Origin of the sequence: Bradyrhizobium sp. CCBAU 65884 (genome assembly GCF_028128835.1) — a bacterium.
Taxonomy (GTDB): Bacteria; Pseudomonadota; Alphaproteobacteria; order Rhizobiales; family Xanthobacteraceae; genus Bradyrhizobium; species Bradyrhizobium ottawaense.
Genome location: NZ_LBJU01000126.1, coordinates 151,438 through 170,953, shown reverse-complemented (window position 1 = coordinate 170,953; position 19,516 = coordinate 151,438). Strand labels below are relative to the sequence as shown.

Genomic DNA, 19,516 nt, shown 5'->3' with positions numbered 1-19,516 from the left:
ATCACAGAGGTAAGTTGTCGTGCTTTTTCGTTGGCATTTCCGTCTGCTTGTCCTTCAGCATCGCCAGCGCGCGGGCGATCCGCTTTCGCGTCGAGTGGGGCATGATGACATCGTCGATGTAGCCGCGCTCGGCGGCGATGAAGGGCGACAGGAAGCGGTCTTCGTATTCCTTGGTGCGCGCGGCGATCTTGTCGGGGTCGCCGATGTCACTGCGGAAGATGATCTCGACCGCGCCCTTGGCGCCCATCACCGCGATCTGGGCGGTCGGCCAGGCGTAGTTCATGTCGGCGCCAATCTCCTTGGAGGCCATGACGTCGAAGGCGCCGCCATAGGCCTTGCGGGTGATGATGGTGACCAGCGGCACGGTGCACTGCGAATAGGCGAACAGCAGCTTGGCGCCGTGCTTGATCAGGCCGCCATATTCCTGCGCGGTGCCCGGCAGGAAGCCGGGGACGTCGACGAAGGTGACGATCGGGATGTTGAAGGCATCACAAAAACGAACGAACCGCGCCGCCTTCCGTGACGCATCGCTGTCGAGCACGCCGGCCAGCACCATCGGCTGGTTGGCGACGAAGCCGACGGTGCGGCCGGCGATGCGGCCGAAGCCGGTGACGATGTTCTTCGCAAAGGCATCCGCGATCTCGAAGAAGTCGCCCTCGTCCACGACCTTCAGGATCAGCTCCTTCATGTCGTAGGGCTTGTTCGGATTGTCGGGGACCAGCGTGTCCAGCGACATGTCGACCCGGCCGATGTCGTCGAAGCTCGGCCATTCCGGCACGCCGTCGGTGTTGTTGGATGGCAGGAAGTCGATCAGGCGACGCATCTGCAGCAGCGTCTCGACGTCGTTCTCGAAAGCGCCGTCGGCGATCGAGGAGCGCGTGGCGTGCACCGAGGCACCGCCGAGCTCTTCGGCGGTGACGACCTCGTTGGTCACGGTCTTCACGACGTCCGGGCCGGTGACGAACATGTAGCTGGTGTTCTTCACCATGAAGATGAAGTCGGTCATCGCAGGCGAATAGACGTCGCCGCCGGCGCAGGGGCCCATGATGACGGAGATCTGCGGGATCACGCCGGAGGCGAGCACGTTGCGGCGGAACACGTAGGAATAGCCGGCGAGCGCAGCGACGCCTTCCTGGATGCGGGCGCCGCCCGCGTCATAGAGGCCGATGATGGGCGCCCGCGCCTTCATCGCCATGTCCTGGAGCTTTGTGATCTTGAGCGCGTGCGTTTCCGACAGCGAGCCGCCGAACACCGTGAAGTCCTTCGCGAACACGAACGTCTTGCGGCCGTTGACGGTGCCCCAGCCCGTGACGACGCCGTCGCCCGGCACCTTGTTCTTCTCCATGCCGAACTCGGTGGAGCGGTGCTCGACGAACATGTCGAACTCCTCGAACGACCCCTTGTCGAGCAAGAGCTCGATACGCTCGCGCGCGGTCAGCTTGCCGCGGGCGTGCTGCGCCTCGATGCGCTTCTCCCCGCCGCCGAGCTTTGCGCCGGCACGACGCGCGTCGAGGCTTTCGAGTACAGCAAGCATCAGTTGTGCCTCCGTTTTGGGCTACTTTGCGAGGGCCGAATTTTCTGACCTCTTGGCCAGCCCGAAAGCTTCGGCAGGAGGCAAGGTGAATCTTGAGGCCTAGGCGCAATCAATTCGGCGGAGCGGGCTGATACGTGCGAAGCCCCAGGCTGGGAAGGGTTGAAAAGGTATAAACGCGCATGGTATAAACTTGCGAATTGCAAAGTGCGAAATTGCAAAATGCGGTCTGGCAAGCTTTATATCGGACGAAAAATCCGCGAGATCCGCGGAACGGCGAAGCTGACCCAAACCGCCTTTGCGGACCGGCTAGGCATCTCAACCACCTATCTTAACCAGATCGAAAACAACCAGCGTCCGGTCTCGGCCGCTGTGCTCGTATTGCTCGCGGAGCGGTTCGGAATTGATTTCAGCTCGATATCGGCGAACGATAGCGACCGCATGATCTCGATGCTAACGGAAGCGCTGGCAGATCCCGTGTTTGCAGCCTATACGCCCAGCTTTCAGGAGCTAAAGCTCATCGCTCAGAACGCTCCGAGCTTCGCTCAAGCACTCCTCAACTGCCACCAGGCCTATCGGCGCAACAGCGAACAACTTGCAAGCCTGGACGGTCACCTCGGTAGCTGGACCGCCGAACCGACTCCATATGAGGAGGTCCGCGACTTCTTTCATTTCGTCGATAATTACATTCACGATCTCGATGTCTCCGCCGAGAAGCTCACGCAAGATCTCGACATACCCAGCAGCGATACGAGCCTAGCGCTCGCCAAATACCTGGAGGCTCGGCATGACCTGAAAATTGGCAGAACGAGCCCTGGCGATAGCGCTTTGAGACGCTTCGACCGATCGTCCAAGACTCTTTTTCTCAATCCATATCTGCCGGCCGCGACCCGCAGCTTTCAGATGGCGTTTCAGATCGCCGCGCTAGAGCACGAAGAGCAAGTTGAAAAGATTGCGGAGCGTGCCCAATTCCGCACGGCGGGCGCGCGTGAGGTTTGCAAAGCGGGGCTACGAAACTACTTCGCAGGCGCAACGATACTGCCGTATCAGCCATTTCTCGCGACCGCGAAGGACTTGCGTCACGATCTTGAGCTGATAGCGGCTCGTTTCGGCGCGAGCCTTGAGCAGGTCGCGCACCGTCTGTCTACCTTGCAACGCCCAAGTCAAAAGGGCGTGCCAGTTTTCTTTGCACGCGTCGACCGCGCCGGAAACATCACCAAACGTCATAGCGCCGCAAAGCTGCAGTTCGCGCGCTATGGGGCCGCGTGTCCGTTGTGGAATGTGCATCAGGCGTTCGAGTCGCCAAGTCGTATCATCCGTCAACTCGCCGAGACACCTGACGGAGTGCGTTTTCTCTGCATTGCGACTGAGCTTGCTAAAGGCCACGGTGGGTACGGCACACCCCGACCGCGCTACGCGATCGCGCTTGGTTGCGAAATTTCCTACGCTCGAGACTTCGTATACGCTGACGGTCTCGATCTGATGAGCAAGACGGCCTACGATCCAATCGGCATCTCGTGCCGCATCTGCGAGCGAGGGAGCTGCCCGCAGCGCGCCGTTCCTCCATTGAAAAGCAATTTGACGGTCCATCCCGATCGACGGGACATTCTACCTTACGACATCTCGTGAGTATCGATAGAGCCGCCGATGCCCTGGGCCATCGCTACCGCCGGAGAAGGCCCCTCCCTCGGGCATCAACAGCCAACCGTGGAGGCAAATGCCGCCCTGCACCGAAAATATCGAGCTTGCCAGTCATGAGCACTACTCATGTCATAGAACTTGTAGCATCGTTTGGCGCCTCCCCCAAACTTGCACCGCGTCTTTGATCTACTTCCGGAACTTCGAGATGTTTTCGCTCAGCCAACCCGCAACAGACCGCGGTGCGTTGCCCGTCAAATTTTCGACCGTCGACGTCGTTTCACCGAACGCGGAATCGTGGAAAAGGCGATCCAGTCCGACCAGCAAGTCGGCCACAAATTCATTCAATCCCCCAGCAAGCAGTTTTTCCCGTTGCTCCGCGGCGCTTCGCTGCTGATAGGTGATGGTCCGCCCAAGCAGTTTCGATATTTCTTCGGCGATCTCTGGCATGCTCACCGCCCGTGGCCCGGTCAAGTGATAGGCGCGCTGAGCAGTCGGGTGTGCGTCGTCCAGAAGAGCAGCGCGCGCGACATCCGCAACGTCGCGCGTGTCGATCAGGTTAACCAGTCCCTCCCCCGCCGCGCCGCCCCATGAATCATCGGCAACTTGGCCACCGGCACGTGCCAGGATGTCGACGAAGGTTGATGGCCGCAAAACCGTGTAGCCGATGTCAAAGGTCGCCAGATGCGCCTCGATTTGCATGTGCCAGTCCATAGGATGCAACCGTGAGGGCGGACCCATCGCGGACAATTTCACGATTTGACCGACGCCGGCGGCGACGGCTGCGTCAATCAGTGCGATCTCGTTGGCGACCTGCCGAGGCGAGGTGCCGTGGGCAAGAAAAAGCCGATCGACGCCACGCAGCGCGTCATCGAGACTAGACGGCACGTCGAAGTCTACGGCCGCGAGAGCGACACCGGACGGCACGCTTTCGGCATCCGGCTTTCGACTCAACGCTATTAGGTCAAGGGGTTCGGATACCAAGCTTGCGATCAGGCTTGATCCAACGCGGCCTGTGGCACCGGCGACGGCGATCCGGGGGCGGCTGTCGTTGGGCCGGGATGACTTGCACATCGAGGGTCCTTGTATATCTTGGAACGATCAGTCCACCATATCTGGAACGATCGTTCCAAGATGTCAAGCGAGAATCCGATGAGCGGAAAGCCCCAATTTGATGACAGTGCCGTGATCAGCGCTGCGATGGATATCTTCTGGCGCCATGGCTACGCAGCATCGTCGATCGATGAGCTGACGATGGCGACGGGTCTGTCCCGCTCGAGCATGTACAAGCGGTTTCGGGACAAGGACGGTTTGTTCCGGGAGGTTCTTTCGACTTACGCGGAGCGGGTCCTGAAGCGGATGAATGCGGTTCAAGCCAGTACGAAGCGCCAGCAGCTCCAAGCTCTCTTTCACGAATTCCTGCCCAGAGAGGACAAGACAGGGCGCCCCCCCGGCTGCATGCTCGCTCGATCCTGCGCGGAAATGGCTGATCTGCCACCCACGAGCCAGGCGGTCGCGCGGGAGGGACTCATGGGCCAGCGCGCCATCCTCAGCAGAATCTTGCGCGAGGCGATCGCCAGGGGAGAATTGGCACCGACTTCCGACATCGACGGTCTGTCCTGGCACTTCCTCGGTGTATTGCACGCCACGATGAACCTGCCGCAGGCCGGCGCCACGTCCGGAGAGCTTCGCCGCGTTGTCGAACTTGCGATGCTGGCATGGTCATCGGCACCAGCCGCCGTGGCGCCTCAACGGTCTGCCAAACGGAGATCATCCCGCGCAAGGCCTGGCGAGGTCAGTCTGCCGAGGCGCGCCAGCAGCAACGAAGACCGTTCATAAGAGAACCCTCACATCTTCATCGGCCCAAAAAAGGTCGACGCCAAGCGCATGCCCCTCGCTAAAGCAACTCGGATGCGTACCCAATCCCAGGAAGCACCATCACGCCTTGCTTGCTGGCAGCGATCCTACAAGCGTCTGCGCTTCTGACTTGAACGCTTAAGTGAAGTCCTCTCAGCCGATCGTCAATGACGGGTACCGCGGCCCCGCGGCCTCCGGATCGCGATTGCCGAAATAGCTCTGCCCCATCACCTGCACCGGCCCATCGCGCGCTCCATGGACGCGGAATGCGGCGGCCCGTGAGCGGAAGCAACCATGCTCCCGCTCACGCAACTTGCCGTCACACAAGTTCGGCCAGCGACGCTGCATCAAAACCTTTAAAGGCGGCCTGATCGCTCCCCTGAATCTTCGCGACCCAATTGGGATCGGTGATCAAAGCCCGGCCGACTGCGATCAGATCAAATTCTTCCCGCTCCATCCGCTCGATAAGCCGCTCCAGCCCCATCTTCCCCGATCCCTTGCCGGCGAAAGCGTTCAAGACGTCGCCATCAAGACCGACTGATCCGACGCTGATCGTCGCCGCACCAGTCAGTTTCTTGGCCCAGCCGGCGCAGTTGAGACCGTTTTCACCGTCGATCTCAGGGAATTCCGGTTCCCAGAAACGCCGTTGCGAGCAATGCAGAACGTCGACTCCGGCTTCCACCAGCGGGAGCAGCCAATCCGACATTAACGCGGGCGTTTCGGCCAGCCGCACGGTCAAATCCTGCTGCTTCCACTGGCTTACCCGCATGATGATTGGAAAATCAGGGCCGACCGCTTTACGAATTGCCGCCACGACCTCCCTCGCGAACCGTGACCGCTCCTTGATCGTCGCACCGCCATAGCGATCGCTGCGCTTGTTGGTGCCCGACCAAAAAAACTGGTCGATGAGGTAGCCGTGCGCGCCATGGATTTCTACCGTGTCGAAACCCAGCCGCTTGGCATCCGCGGCCGCCTTGGCGAAGGCTGCGACCGTATCGGCAATGGCTTCCTCGCTCATCGCCTCACCCCGCGGCGCGCCCGGCGCATCCAGCCCGGACGGGCTTTCCACCGGCGCCTCGGGCTCCCACGCCGAGTAGCGGGTCGCGCCGGTGTGCCAGATTTGCGGCCCCATTCGGCCGCCTGCATCATGAACGGCATCGATGACGCCCTTCCACCCTGCTAGGGCCGCTTCACCGTGGAAGTAGGGAATGTTCGGATCGTTGCGGGACGAGGGGCGATCTATAACTGTTCCTTCGGAGAGGATCAGGCCCACCTGCCCCTCCGCACGACGCCGATAGTAGGCGGCATTGGCCTCGGTCGGCACACCGTTCGGAGCGGAAGTTCGCGTCATCGGGGCCATGACGATCCGGTTTTTCAGCTTAAGCGTCTTGAGGGAGAACGGGCGGAACAGCGCGCTGGCGTCGGAAGAAGACATCGAGAAGGCTCCAATTGGTTTGAAGCGCTCTAGGTATCCACAATAAACCTAGCGTCAATTAGGCACCTTGGATCGCTCAAGTATCTCGAAGGATACCGTCGGATTGCCCAGCCGCCGTTTGATCACATCGCAGTCGTCGACGACGATGGTATTTGCGGTGCTACTGCTTAGCACTCTTGCGCTGCTCAGCGGTGAGCGGCAACGCTCGAGAGTTCAGCTCCGTTTCCTCGGCACTTCACGGGCCTCCAGGGGTTCGAAATTTCGGCCTAAGTACCCTTTTTGCGTCCGGCGACGGCCCGCCCCGCCTGGCGCCGAAGTTTGCTTCCGAACGCGCGCTGCAATTTAGTGACGAACTCGATTTCAGGCGGCAGCGAATAAGGTGGCAACTGCCCTCTGACGTGTTGAGCAATCCCTCCCGCAACGTCCGGTGACGGCCTCAACCCCGACTTCAAGACGACGAACGCCTTGACCACTTCGCCTCGCAATCTGTCGGGCTTTCCAACGATGGCCGCCTCGGCCACGGCGGGATGAGAAGTCAAGGCCGCCTCAAGCTGGCTCGGTACGACCAGATAGCCGCTGCTGCTGATCGCATCTTCTTTCGTTCCAAGGAAGTAGACATTGCCCATCGCATCCATCCGGCCGAGATCGCCCGTGAGGTAGTAGCGGCGGCCAAACCGATACCGAACTGTCGTGCCTTCCGTCTCGTTGTAGTATCGCTCAAACCAGTACAGCGGCGACTTCTCCGTATCAATTGCAATTTCGCCCTCTGCGCCCGTCGGGCATTCACGGCCGGCAGCATCCAAAATGACCACTTTGAAACCCGGGACTTGATGGCCGATAGACCCTAGCGGCCGACGGAATTGCAGCGTCACGGCCTGATGGTTGGATACGAACACGCCCGTCTCAGCTTGCCCATAGTGGTCGTGAAGTCGTACTCCTAATCGCTCGCCAGCCCATTGGATTAGTTCATCCGGCAGGAGCTCGCCGACGCTTGAAGCGACGCGAAGATGGAGTTCGCCGGAGTTAGGCTGATTTTTCTCGAAACTTCGCATCGCGTGATACCAGTACGGGGACGCCGCAAGATTAGTGACCTTGTGCTTGACCAGCACGCGATAGATTTGACCGGCATCAAAGGGGCCGTCACAAAGCACGGTGGCTCGCCCAAGCAGAAACGGGCCTATGATCGCGTAGTAAAGCCCGCCGCCCCAGGCCGGGTCGCCGAGATTCCAGTACACATCGTCATCCCGGAGGTCGAGGCCAAGTCGCATGTGTTCCTCGATTCCAGCCAAGGCCTTCACCGGAACAGGGATACCCTTAGGCGTTCCGCCGATGCTCAATGTGTACAGAAGGATGAATGGGTCCTCTCCGCGAAAGTTGGTGACTCTGTCCAGAGGTGTCGCCATGTGGAGATTGGACCAGAACGAGACATCCTTGGTATGTCCGGGCTGAGCTCCATAACCCTCGACAACTACGACTCGTATTCCACTCGCAACATCCGACAACGCGCTGCTTCGGAAGGAGCGGGTAGTGATCAGAACTTTACTTCCGCTCTGAGTTAATCGAAACGATATCGCGGGGCTTCCGAAAGCCGTGAAGAGCGGTACGTGGATCGCTCCGAGGCGCCAAGTGGCGAGCATTGCTATCAGCAACTCCGGCCCCTTCGGGAGTAGAGTTGCGACGGCGTCTCCCTTTCTTACTCCGAGGCCGCGCAAAACCGCTGCGAAACGCCTCGAGTGGTCGGACAACTCCGCATAGGTGAGACGGGAGGTGTGTCCGGCAGCGCTTTCGTACACGAGGGCCACCGCCGATCCCCGCTCCGAAGTCTTGTGCCGGTCGCACAGCAGTGCTGCGAGCGGAATCGAATCTCCGACGTATTTCGCATGCGACAGAGCCGACAGTCGGGCAACCGCATTTGCGCTGAGGTTATGCGTGCCGAAGCGCACCGCCGCGATGGTGCCAAGGACGAAGGTGTCGGCACCGAGATAGTAACGGCGCGTGCTTTCGTCCTGCTCCAAGAGGCTTTCTCTAATCAAAGCCGCAAGCAGCCGGCGCACCGTCGCTTTGCTGAGTCCGGAGTCTACGACAAGATCAGTCAGTCGCGCGCCGCGATTGCCATGCGATGCCACCTCTCGAAGCAGAGTAACAGCTCGTTCGAGGCTCTGGGTCCCCGTCCCTCCTTCGGCGACATCGGCATCTAGCATGAACACTCCTCCGGGTTGGCGACCTGCTGGTCCATATATTGGACCTGCCGAAGATGAAATAGCGTTTCGCGCAAGGCACAGTGCCTTGATAGCCGTTGTTTCGGTTCGTAGCATTGAGCAACACACAATCAAGGTCCACCATATGGACCTAAGAAATCAAAGACGGTCTGCGCAGACGGCAGGCGAGAGAAGGGAGGTCAAGCATGCACGTCAGCGCGAGCTGGCGGCACTTCTCCTCAATTTTCGGGTCGTCGTTGCTCGGAACCCAAATTGACAGCTCAGGCAATCAGGCGGGAGCAAGGGAGGGTGTAAGATGATCAAGAGCGAACGACGATGGCGAGGAGCCTCTAGATACTTGCAGTCCGCCGCCGCAGCCGCCGTGATCGGGTTCGCGGCATCACCGGCTTCGGCGACAACTTGCTCGCAACTTGCGAGCAGCTTCCATCGGCCGAATACGACAATAACGACAGCCGAGAGCGTACCGGGCGGAACGTTCGTCACGCCGACCACTCCGCCTCAGTCGATCACTGGTCTACCGAGCTTCTGCCGGGTGGCAGGTTTTACGACGCCGACTAGCGATTCGCACATTGGCTTTGAAGTGTGGATCCCGGAATCGGGATGGAATTCAAAGTATCTGCAAGTCGGCTGCGGCGGTTTCTGTGGTGCGATCTCGTACCAACAGATGGCCGACCCGCTCCAACGAGGTTACGCTGTCGCGGCGACGGATGATGGCCATCAGGCGGCTGTCGTCGACGCAAGCTGGGCGGCCGGGCATCCGGAAAAGCTCATCGACTTCGGTTATCGCTCTCTGAAAGAGACGACCGAGGTCGCCAAGGCCGTCATTGCTGCTTTTAAGTCTGCCGGTCCCCGTCGATCCTATTTCATGGGTTGCTCGGACGGGGGCCGCGAAGCGCTGATGGAGGCACAACGCTTTCCCCGCGACTTCGACGGCATCATTGCGGGCTCGCCTGCCAACAACTGGACGAACCTATTCACCGGCTTCTTGTATAACGAGCGAGCACTGTCCGCTACCAAGGCCGGCGATCTGTCCCAGGCCGACCTCGATCTCGTGAGCAGCGCGGTGCTCGCGCAATGTGCGGGTCGCGACGGCGGCTTGGGCACGGACAAGTTTCTCAACAACCCGCCAGCCTGTAGGTTCAGGCTCGATAGGCTGGCGTGCGGAGCCACGAATTCAGCAAGTTGCCTCGCGCCCGACAAGATCGAAGCCATTCAGAAGATCTTTTCGGGACCGTCGAGGATCTTTCCGGGCTACGGCCCGGGTGGTGAAGCGAACGTGACCGTCGATTGGCCGCTGTGGATTCTCGGCCCAGGTAGCCCCGCCCTGAGTCTGCAGGGGCTATTCGGTAACAGCTACTTCCAGAACATGGTGTATCCCAATTCCGGCTGGAATCCGTACACTTTCAGCATCGAAGAAAACCTCCGTCAGGCTCACCTTCGAACTGGCGCGGTTCTGAACTCCGTTGACCCGAATCTACGGTCATTCAAGCAAGCGCCTTCCGCGCAAGCGAGCGGCCCAATCCACGGACTTGGCAGTTCAGGGCCCACCTTCACCGATCTCGCGTCTAAAGCGTGCCAGTCACCACCTTCGTCTTTTCACTCTTTTGCGTCGTTCACAAACGCTCTTCATTCCTGACCCAGCACGGCGTCCGAAGCCGAAAGCTTAAATTCTCGACCGTGAGCAACCTCGAAAAACTCCCTCGTGTGTTCTCGCGCTGGGTTGCCGCTGGACAATGGTCGGAGGACCATTCGTGTAATAGATCCCCCGCTCAAATGCCGTTAGAAAACAAAAGGCCTCCGGCGGGCATGCCGGAGGCCTACTTGGAGATTTACTCTGAGTTATTATAAGAGCCTATCGTCCTCCTTCTGCTGTGGTTCGTCGTGGATTCACGAGACTTACCAGTTGCGCTGAGCGCGGAGGAGCAGAACGACCGAGTCCTGATCCTTCAGTTCGTAGGTCGCGGCCGGCTTCGCCGGGACAGCGATCAGAGCGGCCGGGGTCACGGTGCCGGAGTACTTCTGGTCGAGGTGCGTCCAAGCGAGGTCAGCTGAGAACGTCAGGTTCTTGACCGGGGTCCAGCGGGTGACGATACCCACCTGGCCGATCGCGAAGTCGGGGTTACAGCCAGTCACGCCAGCAACACCACCGAACACGCCACCAACACCGGTCGGACCGCAGAGGGTGGTCTTAGCCAGCGAGCCGTACTGGGCCTGAGCGTAGGCACCGTAAATCGCGCTGTTCCAGTAGGGATCCCAGTTGTGCGTGTAAGCGCCACGGAAGCCCCAGGTCTTGACTGTCTCCTGCGAGGAGCCGGTCACGAATACGGTGTCTGGAGCCGTGGCGAAGCCAATGCTCTGGTAGGCGATGCCCGAGCTGCCGAACATCGAGTAAGTGCTGCCCGCCAGGTTCTGGAAGTTGTAGCGCGTCGCGCCGTCGGTATAGACGCCCTGGATGTTGATCGTGTCACCCGCACCCGTCGGGATGTTCTTGATCGATAGAGCGAGCTGAACCGCCCAACCCCACTTGTCGTCGGGGTGGCCAGTCGGCTCGGTCGCGCCGTAGTAGGCGACGTGGTTGTCATGCGCAGCCACCGACGCCTGGAAGAGACCCCAAGCCTGGTCGACACGGACCATACCGACGAGGTTCGGCGAACGCGAGCCGCCGATGGCGTTGGTCCCATAGGCGCCCTGGAGCATGCCGTACGCTGACGCGCCGGTCATGTTTAGGTTGCCGGCCTGATAGTAGGAGGTGGTGTCTTCCGCTGAGAACGCCGCCGTCACGCCCTGACCGAAGTCAGCAGTGTAGGTAAACTGGTTGACACCAGTGACCGTGCCGCTGCCGCCGACGAGGCCGTCGAAGTTGTTGCCGGGATAGTTGGTCCAGGGCGCGTCGAACTGCGACACGGCCTTACCCATCGTGAAGCCAGCGAACTGAATGAAGGCATAGTATACGCCGAGCGAGCCGCCCGAGCCGCCGCCATCGGTCGGATTGATCGAGCCGGCGCCCGCACCATAGAGCGTCGCAGCGCCGGTCAGAGGGTTGGTACCAGCAGCCAGCGTGCCGCTATAGGCGGTGGTGCCGGTGCCGCTGTTGGTGCCGACGTAGTTGCCCGTCGTCCACGAAAAAGTCCCGTCGAAGAAAGTACGGACGACGCCGTACTCGGTCGCGGTGCGGGTGTCGATGTTGAGGTCCTCACGAGACCGAACGGTGTAATAGTTTGTCAGACGGTTCCGAGCACCGTTAGCGCCTTGGCTCGAAACGTTGAAGCCGCCAAGGAAGTCCGAGTTACTGCCCAGCGCGACTTCAGCGCGCAGGTAACCACCAAGCTTGATGCAGGTGTCAGTGCCCGGGATGTAGTAGAAACCAGCACCGTACAGAGAGCAGATCTTCACGTACTCGACCGCCTTGGCCTTTACGGGAAGATCGGCCGCCTGGGCCCCGCCAACAGTGGCGATTCCCGCCACTGTGCCCAGAATTGCTTGCCTAAGGGTAATCATTCAAATCTCCAGTTTGCTTGCGTGGTTGCCCCACCACGCTCCTGCGTTGCACGCTCGATCGGTAGCCACGCGACGCTTTTTCAGTTTGGCTCCCCCCCACTCAAACGCGACGAAGTGGAAATGTCCCCTTCGCCGGCAAACTCTCGCAGAATCGGACGGCGTTGCGCGCGCAAACACGGTACGTATCGTACCGGCGATCGGCGCCGCCCGCAGACTGTGCTTTCGCTTGATCAAGTTGGTACGATTTGCACCAACGTGTCGCAATTGATGGCGGCAGTCCTTATAGCTCCGCTTCGCCGACATTTCGCAAACAACTGAGATATTGGCGAATCCTGAACATCCGATTGCTGCTGTCACTTGCTCGGACGTCCGCGAATGCGGACACGTCGAACTCCGCCATCGCGTCCGGACCAGGGCACCCTTGGGCATCAAGCCCTCGCACTAGATGGCAGGTGTCCCCATCGCAGCAGCACCAGGCGACAGAGCTGCATCTTGCCCGTTGTTGAAGCGCTTCACGAGACCCGCGCTGAGATTGCAGCCACTTGCCACTGTCTCAATAGGCAAAACAGCCCAACACCGCGCGGCCCGGACTCACGGACATCCTGTCGGAGTCCGAGTTAACGCGACAAATGATCTGCGCGGCCGCCCTGCTGGAACACCTGTGTCATATTCTCGCGGCAAACAGGCCGTTCTCGCGATGGTGAGTTTTGATAATCTTGATGAGACATACCGAAGAGTAACGTCGTCCCCGGTGGAAGCCTGCGAATTGGGTGCCTCCTCGCGCCGGTCCACGAGTACACGCAAGTGCGCCTCACATGCACCGAAGCACCTTAAGGGCGCTGTTCGAGCGACGCATGGGCTTCAGCCGCCGTATAGGCGTCGGTGATCAGTGCGTAGCAACTGCACGCCTCCAGCTCGAGACGCTTTCGATCCCTCACACGCAATAGTCCTCTGCTCTTTTTTATCAGACCGTGCTGTTCAAATCGGGTGAGTGTCTCTGTTACGCTTGCGCGCCGCAGTCCAAGCACGTCCGCAAAGTAGTCGTGCGTCACCGGGAGACAATCATCGCCGAACGCGTCACATGCAATGCAGAGCCAAGAAGCGAGCCGTTGTTGCAGGGAATGCCGAACACCGCAGAGCCCTGCCTGCGCACTGTGTAGGGCAACCGCCTCTACGTAGCGCAGCAAATGTTCGCGAAGCCCAGGACGTTCGCCGATCAAATCACGCAAATGGTCTTGGCGAATCCTCAATGCATACGCAGGAGAAATGGCAACAAACTGGCTAGTGGGAATGTGCCCACCGAGTAAATATGGCACTCCGATTGCTCCGCGGTATCCGACTAACGTCGTTTCAAGCATGCTCCCAGCAGCAACGATCCTTACAGAAACGACTCCCCATTCGATAAAATGAACGAATTCAACGGTCCTCTTCGGCTCCTGCAAGATTGCCCGCCTCTTTAGCGCAACGGGTTCGAGATACCTCCCTACCGCGGCAAGATCTGGGACTGAAAGGCCGGCCAATAGCCGGTTCCTAACGAAGGCCTTCTTGACGGGCTCGCTCGGCATCTTACCTGGATATACAATCGATGCATGCTCCTGGTCACTTAATAACCGACGGAGCATGGCGTCGCGTGCCGCTTCAACTGACCGGATGCGCGCATTCATGGTCTTCCCCTCCTCGACGGCTTGGTCGCGCTATTTGATCGACCGTCAACGTCTGACGTGCCGTGCCGGGTCTTCTGCCCGGGAGGGTACCTAGAGCCGAATTTTCACCTGTTGCTAAATTTGCTCGCAATGCGATAGAGCTGCGAACACAAGCCTGCCTGTAAGACACTCTGCCGACTTTCTCGGTGCCGGTGCAAAGCGCACTCGAGATCGTCCCATCCTCCCTCTTTGACTGGCTCTCTCGCCGCGATCTAGTTATCGACAGCAAATTGAGGGTTGTATGAGTTCTTTTCTTGAGAAGATGTGACCCACAAGTGCAGCGACCTAGATCGGAGAGCGTTGCCCAATGCCTCCGTTTAAGCAGAATTGTCACAAACCACTTGTCACATTCCGATGTGACATCGACCAGCGTCGCTTGCATCCACCCCACTGAAACAGCTAACTCGATCAGGCTTTCAATTCGGTACGGAACGTACGGTCGAAGGCTGCAGAACCTCCTAGTGAGCCATTGAGCGCTTCGAGTTCGGTGAACGCGATAATTTACCGCGGATTGAAATGTCGAGCGCGATCGAGGTAGAGCCAACGAATGTCCATCGAGTGGAGACTGGCCTGCCGCGTTTCGCGCACACGCCGTCCTCCTAGCCTGTCCAAGAAGTTGAACTCTCGATCGGGCCGATCGTGGTGGTGCAATTTGAGCTAGATCTATCTGCAGATAAGCAACTAAAGGCGGTCAATTCGCATGTCGAGCGCTCGACCCTCGACCCTAAGCTCTGACCCCTCTTTCGATAATTAGAGATCATCAACAGAAGCGCTCGCGTGCTGACATGCAACGTCGTCCCTAATCGCAGCTGAACGCGTCTCTGGAGGCCGGCATGGTCCTCTCGATTGAAACCACGTTGCCCCACCCGCGCCAAGACGGCCGACATCCTCGACTGCTTGCGCGACGAACGACCCGCTTAGGGCCACGCCTGCATTGTTGACGGGACACCAATGCGGCGATCGTCACGTAGCGCTTTTCGACAGCCGCAAAGGTCGCCCTGGTTGGTGAGATCGGTCTGCAGGATGTCGATAGCAACACCCGTCCCGTCGCGAAGCCGCGCCGCGAGGGCCTCCATTCGCTCGCTGTCGCGGGCCACAAGCACCAGATCATGTCCGCGGCGGGCGAAACGGTTTGCGTAAGTCGCTCCGATGCCAGAGGAGGCTCCGGTGATGACGACTGTGGAATTTTTTGCCATGGCCTTGTTCTTTCTCAAGGTCCTGTTGAGCGGCATCGTGATTTCCGATGGGCCCGCCGTGGATGCTAGTCTGCCACCGTGATAACGACCTTGCCTTTTGCGCGCCCGGCCTCGACATAGGCGAGCGCATCACCGGTTTTTTCAAACGGAAACACTTTGTCCACAACCGGACGGATCGCGCCGGATTCGATCAGGGATGTGATTTCGCTCAGCTGCCGCCCCTGCGCTCGCATGAACAAGAATGAAAAGCGCACACCAAGGCTTCTGGCTTTTTTCCGCGCAGCGCGGCTCAGCAAGCGTATCACCAGCTTCAGGAAGAAGTTCATGCCCTGCTTCTTGGCGAATTCGGGGTCGGGCGGCCCGGAGATTGAGATGAGCAGGCCGTCCGGCTTGAGCACCCGCAGAGATTTTTCGAGTGCCTTGGCGTCCTGGCTGTGCAGGACCAAATCATAGCCCGACAAGATCTTCTCGAAATCCTGGGTCTTGTAGTCGATGACCAAGTCCGCGCCGAGGCTCTTGACCAGCTCGACATTTTTCGCGCTCGTCGTCGTCGCAACGACCGCACCGAGATGCTTGGCGAGTTGGAGTGCGAAAGTCCCCACCCCGCCGGAGCCGGCCTGGATGAAGACCTTATGGCCAGGCTTCAGCTTGCCCAACTCGACCAGCGCCTGCCAGGCGGTCAGCCCCACCAGCGGGATAGAGGCGGCCTCCTCCATGCTAATGTTCTTGGGCTTTGGCGCCACGTCCATTTCATTCATGGAAATGGATTCCGCGAACGTTCCGACCCGATGATCGCGCGGCCGTGAATAGACCTCGTCGCCGACCTTGAACCGCCTGACATTGCGGCCGACCCTGACGACTATCCCAGCAACATCGTGACCCAGAATGAAAGGCGGACGATACGGCAGTATGAGCTTGAATTCTCCGTCCCTGACCTTGGAGTCCAGAACGTTCACGCCGGATGCACCAACTTGAACCAGGACATCATCGTCCCGCATCTCCGGCTCCGGCAAATTGGCCAAGCGCAGAGCGGCTTTCTTTTTGTACTTGTCGACAACGAACGCCTTCATGATGTTCTCCATTCGAAATATTGCCGTGGCGTCAGGCTTCAAGGAAGCATAGGGCCTTCGGAACAAAGTCGGCGTAGTGCTGAAAAATTCCGCCATGCCCGGCATCTTCGTAGATAATCAATTGCGCACCCTGGATACGGCGCGCCATATCGGTGCTGTTTGCGGTCGGCACCATGATATCGTTGTCGCCGTTCGCGATAAGTACAGGGATGCGGATGCTGCCGAGATCCTGAGGCGTCTGCTGGCCCCAACTCTTGATTGCCTTGAGTTGCCGCAACAGGGCCGCTGGTGTGGCTCCTTTGTCCCGATCTGCTTTGCGCTCCTTCAGCCTTACCAGAAAGGCCTTTGCGGCTCTGCGGCCATTGGCCGTGGATGTGAAGAACAGGTAGAATTTTGGGTCTCGCAAAGTCAGCAAGCCCCTGATCATCAGCGGCCAGGACACAGGCCCAACCTTCTCGATACCTTTGCCGCCTGCCGGGCCCGTGCCGGTCAGAATGAGCTTTCGCACGAGACTAGGGGCCCTCAGCGCGATATCCTGCGCCACGAACCCGCCGAGGGAAAAGCCGAGCAGATCGATCTTTTCAAAGCCCAGCGCGGCGACCAGAGCAATCGTATCTCGCGCCATTTCGCCAACGCTAACAGGCGCTTTCCCGCTCGAAGCCCCGATACCCTGGTAGTCGATCGCGATCACACGATGCCTGGTGGCCAGGCCATCGACGATCCGTGGATCGAAATTGTCGAGAACCGCGCCCCAATGGTTGAGAAGGATCAATGGCACGCCACTGCGTGGACCGACATCTCGATATGCAAAGGTTGTTCCTGCAGCACGGATCGAAAGATTTGGCGCATCGACATAGCGCACAACCGATCCGGCGTGGCTGACATAACTGGACATCACTTACTCCATAGTTCGGCTGAAACCGGAATCCCTGAGATCGGAGGGACTTGGTCGGATCGCGCGGCTTCTCCTTTGCACACAAAAAGGTGCACCTATTGATCGCGCCGAATGCTGACGCCGCCGGAAGCACCTGGAATTCGCGCAATGGCGAAGTTCTGTCTTGCTCATTCCGGTTTTCTCAATTTGTCCTAGAACATCGACGAACAGCCCGTTACTATCAATTTAGTATTAAGTCACTACTAAAATGAGACTTACATGAAAAAGCTTTCGACCCAGCCCTGCATGATCGCCCGGAGCTTAGCGATCGTCGGGGACGCATGGAGCATGCTGATCATGCGCGACGCCCATGCGGGGCTGACCCGCTTCGACGACTTTCGTAAGAGTCTCGGTATCGCGCCGACTATGCTGACGGGGCGGCTTTCTGCGCTGGTCGACGAGGGGTTGCTGGAGAAACGTCGCTATTCAGACCGTCCGCCACGGGACGAATACGTGCTGACGGAAGCCGGGCGCGACTTTTTGCCGGTGCTCTTCGCGATAGGCGCGTGGGGACGCAAGCATCGTGGCGGAGGCAAGATGATCCGGTTCTTCGACGCCGAGAAGGGAACGGAGATCGATCCTCTTACCATCGACCGCGCGACCGGCGCTCCGATCGGAACACGTTCCATTCGTATCGCCGAACCCGAATGAGCTACTCGCTTGACATCTCCCGCTTGTGCGGTCGCGGGTGCAGCCCGGCAGGCCTTCAAAGTAATGAACTCAAACAGACTCACCTGTAAGTGGGAGGACGTTTCTTCAATAATAGCCCGAACGGCTTCGGCGTGCTGCGCAGCACCCGCTGCAACGGACCATCCTTTCGGGTACTGATCCAAGGACGTCAGGAAGTCGACAGCGCAAGATCGAGTTTAGGGCAAGAGCGCTCGCGGACCGTTCGCCAACGTCCTCGCACTGCAAATGCTTCGTGTTGCAATTCAGAATCGGACACGACGCGACTGACCATCCACAGCGCTTCGCGGCGCCGTGCATCGATCCGGGGCGACATCCAGTCGGAGATGAGATTACCGAGATCGGGATTGCTCCGCACTACGCCGGCAAGCTTCTGCGAAACGCCTCGGACCTTCGCAACGTCCGGCCCATGATTTAGCGTAGGTGCGAAACCAGTGGCGAAAGATGCGATGATAACACGAATATTATCGGTTTGACCTGGTAGCGACTAGGCGTAGCTGGAGGGCGTAAGTATCGCGATCTGGGCGCATGATGCAGCAAGTTTGCTAGTCTTGGTCTTGAGCCACTAACCGAAAGAATGCTGCAATGCTCATGGCCATCAGCTCTGTAGTCAAACCAGGTAACTGCCCGCACTGCCAACGTAGTTCGAAGTCTGGATCCGCCCCACTATCGTGCCGCGCAAAAAATTGAGCTTACGAGATGAACGAGTTCGGACAGAAGGGAGAGGTACCGCTCTCGGAACGACTCTCGGTGTCCCCTGAGGAGGCAAGCGCCCTCACTGGGATCGGGCTGACTTCCATTCGCGAGGCGATCAGCGCCGGTAAACTTAGAGCCAAGAAACACGGCAGGCGCACAATCATCTTGCGAGACGATTTGAGAGTGTGGCTCGAAACGCTGCCTGACGCTCGGAAGCCGATTGTAGAAAGCCCCGCTTAGGCGGGGCTTTTATTTTGAGCTGACGGCTAAAAGAAGTGGTAAGAATTTGGCAATCAAAAATCAAAACACCTAGAAAAAATCAATAGGCTCCGTGCCTTATCTGATCCCATCACGGATCATGTACCCGGCGCCGCGGATCGTGTGCAGCAGCGGCCGCTCAAAGCCCTTGTCGATCTTGGAACGCAGCCGCGAAATGTGCACGTCGATCACGTTGGTCTGCGGATCGAAATGATAGTCCCAAACGTTCTCGAGCAGCATGGTGCGCGTCACCACCTGGCCGGCATGCTTCATCAGATATTCGAGCAGGCGGAATTCGCGCGGCTGCAGCGTCAGCTCGTCCTTGCCGCGGGCGACGCGGTGGGAGAGCCGGTCGAGCTCGAGATCGCCGACGCGGTAGAGCGTGTCCTCGGCAGGTCCCCCGCGGCGGCGCGACAGCACCTCGACCCGGGCCAGCAGCTCGGCGAAGGAATAGGGCTTTGGCAGATAGTCGTCGCCGCCGGCGCGCAGGCCCTTGATGCGGTCGTCGACCTGTCCGAGCGCGGACAAAATCAGCACCGGCGTGGTGTTGTCCTGGTCGCGCAGCGCACCGATCAGCGAAAGGCCGTCGCGCTTGGGCAGCATGCGGTCGACCACCAGCACGTCGTAATCGCCGTTCTCGGCCATGGCGAGGCCTTCCTCGCCGTCTGCGGCGTGGTCGGCAATGTGTCCGACCTCGCGAAACGCCTTCACGAGGTAGTCGGCGGATTCGCGGTCGTCTTCAATGATGAGGAGGCGCATCGTGCGTTCGGCGGCGGTCAAGGAGGTCAACCTTC

General features: G+C 59.4%; 14 protein-coding genes and 1 pseudogene. 5 read left to right on the top strand and 10 right to left on the bottom strand.

The window, feature by feature from the left end; genetic code table 11:
- Position 1: 1 nt before the first annotated feature.
- Complete coding sequence (locus XI03_RS27865; RefSeq protein WP_271593898.1) at positions 2 to 1,534, bottom strand: acyl-CoA carboxylase subunit beta; 1,533 nt, start codon at positions 1,532 to 1,534, stop codon at positions 2 to 4.
- A gap of 219 nt (positions 1,535 to 1,753) precedes the next feature.
- Between XI03_RS27865 and XI03_RS27860 the strand changes: the two genes are divergently transcribed.
- Complete coding sequence (locus XI03_RS27860) at positions 1,754 to 3,160, top strand: helix-turn-helix domain-containing protein (protein WP_271593897.1); 1,407 nt, start codon at positions 1,754 to 1,756, stop codon at positions 3,158 to 3,160.
- A 198-nt stretch (positions 3,161 to 3,358) separates the two neighbouring features.
- On the opposite strand, the gene XI03_RS27855 is transcribed toward XI03_RS27860, so the two are convergent.
- Entirely contained in the window at positions 3,359 to 4,243 is an 885-nt protein-coding gene (locus XI03_RS27855) for an SDR family oxidoreductase (protein WP_271593896.1), read from the bottom strand.
- Between the two features lie 78 nt (positions 4,244 to 4,321).
- Between XI03_RS27855 and XI03_RS27850 the strand changes: the two genes are divergently transcribed.
- A complete protein-coding gene (locus XI03_RS27850; protein WP_271593895.1) occupies positions 4,322 to 5,008 on the top strand; it encodes a TetR/AcrR family transcriptional regulator in 687 nt (228 codons plus the stop codon).
- Between the two features lie 337 nt (positions 5,009 to 5,345).
- Here the strand turns inward: XI03_RS27850 and XI03_RS27845 are convergent, their stop codons facing one another.
- Both XI03_RS27845 and XI03_RS27840 read right to left on the bottom strand, forming a co-directional pair.
- Positions 5,346 to 6,461, bottom strand: a complete 1,116-nt coding sequence (locus tag XI03_RS27845; protein ID WP_271593894.1) for an NADH:flavin oxidoreductase — start codon at positions 6,459 to 6,461, stop codon at positions 5,346 to 5,348.
- Between the two features lie 266 nt (positions 6,462 to 6,727).
- Positions 6,728 to 8,662, bottom strand: coding sequence for an AMP-binding protein (locus tag XI03_RS27840; RefSeq protein WP_271593893.1), 1,935 nt, complete (start codon positions 8,660 to 8,662; stop codon positions 6,728 to 6,730).
- Between the two features lie 313 nt (positions 8,663 to 8,975).
- Here XI03_RS27840 and XI03_RS27835 point away from each other — a divergent pair, with 313 nt between their 5' ends.
- Positions 8,976 to 10,316, top strand: coding sequence for a tannase/feruloyl esterase family alpha/beta hydrolase (locus tag XI03_RS27835; protein WP_271593892.1), 1,341 nt, complete (start codon positions 8,976 to 8,978; stop codon positions 10,314 to 10,316).
- Between the two features lie 260 nt (positions 10,317 to 10,576).
- On the opposite strand, the gene XI03_RS27830 is transcribed toward XI03_RS27835, so the two are convergent.
- The 5 genes and pseudogenes from XI03_RS27830 to XI03_RS27810 all read right to left on the bottom strand — a co-directional run bounded on the left by XI03_RS27830 (position 10,577) and on the right by XI03_RS27810 (position 17,042).
- Positions 10,577 to 12,178, bottom strand: coding sequence for a porin (locus XI03_RS27830; RefSeq protein ID WP_271593891.1), 1,602 nt, complete (start codon positions 12,176 to 12,178; stop codon positions 10,577 to 10,579).
- 830 nt (positions 12,179 to 13,008) lie between these two features.
- Positions 13,009 to 13,842 (bottom strand): Crp/Fnr family transcriptional regulator, encoded by an 834-nt coding sequence (locus XI03_RS27825; RefSeq protein WP_271593890.1) that lies wholly within the window; start codon positions 13,840 to 13,842, stop codon positions 13,009 to 13,011.
- Positions 13,843 to 14,736: 894 nt separating this feature from the next.
- Positions 14,737 to 15,077: pseudogene (locus XI03_RS27820) on the bottom strand (SDR family NAD(P)-dependent oxidoreductase); the annotation flags it as partial.
- 65 nt (positions 15,078 to 15,142) lie between these two features.
- Positions 15,143 to 16,147, bottom strand: a complete 1,005-nt coding sequence (locus XI03_RS27815) for an NADP-dependent oxidoreductase (RefSeq protein WP_271593889.1) — start codon at positions 16,145 to 16,147, stop codon at positions 15,143 to 15,145.
- Between the two features lie 31 nt (positions 16,148 to 16,178).
- Entirely contained in the window at positions 16,179 to 17,042 is an 864-nt protein-coding gene (locus XI03_RS27810) for an alpha/beta fold hydrolase (RefSeq protein ID WP_271593888.1), read from the bottom strand.
- 258 nt (positions 17,043 to 17,300) lie between these two features.
- Here XI03_RS27810 and XI03_RS27805 point away from each other — a divergent pair, with 258 nt between their 5' ends.
- Positions 17,301 to 17,732, top strand: a complete 432-nt coding sequence (locus XI03_RS27805; protein WP_271593887.1) for a winged helix-turn-helix transcriptional regulator — start codon at positions 17,301 to 17,303, stop codon at positions 17,730 to 17,732.
- 735 nt (positions 17,733 to 18,467) lie between these two features.
- A complete protein-coding gene (locus XI03_RS27800; protein ID WP_271593886.1) occupies positions 18,468 to 18,704 on the top strand; it encodes a helix-turn-helix domain-containing protein in 237 nt (78 codons plus the stop codon).
- 96 nt (positions 18,705 to 18,800) lie between these two features.
- Here XI03_RS27800 and XI03_RS27795 read toward each other — a convergent pair whose 3' ends face one another.
- Positions 18,801 to 19,481, bottom strand: coding sequence for a response regulator transcription factor (locus XI03_RS27795; protein WP_038947105.1), 681 nt, complete (start codon positions 19,479 to 19,481; stop codon positions 18,801 to 18,803).
- Between the last annotated feature and the right edge of the window lie 35 nt (positions 19,482 to 19,516).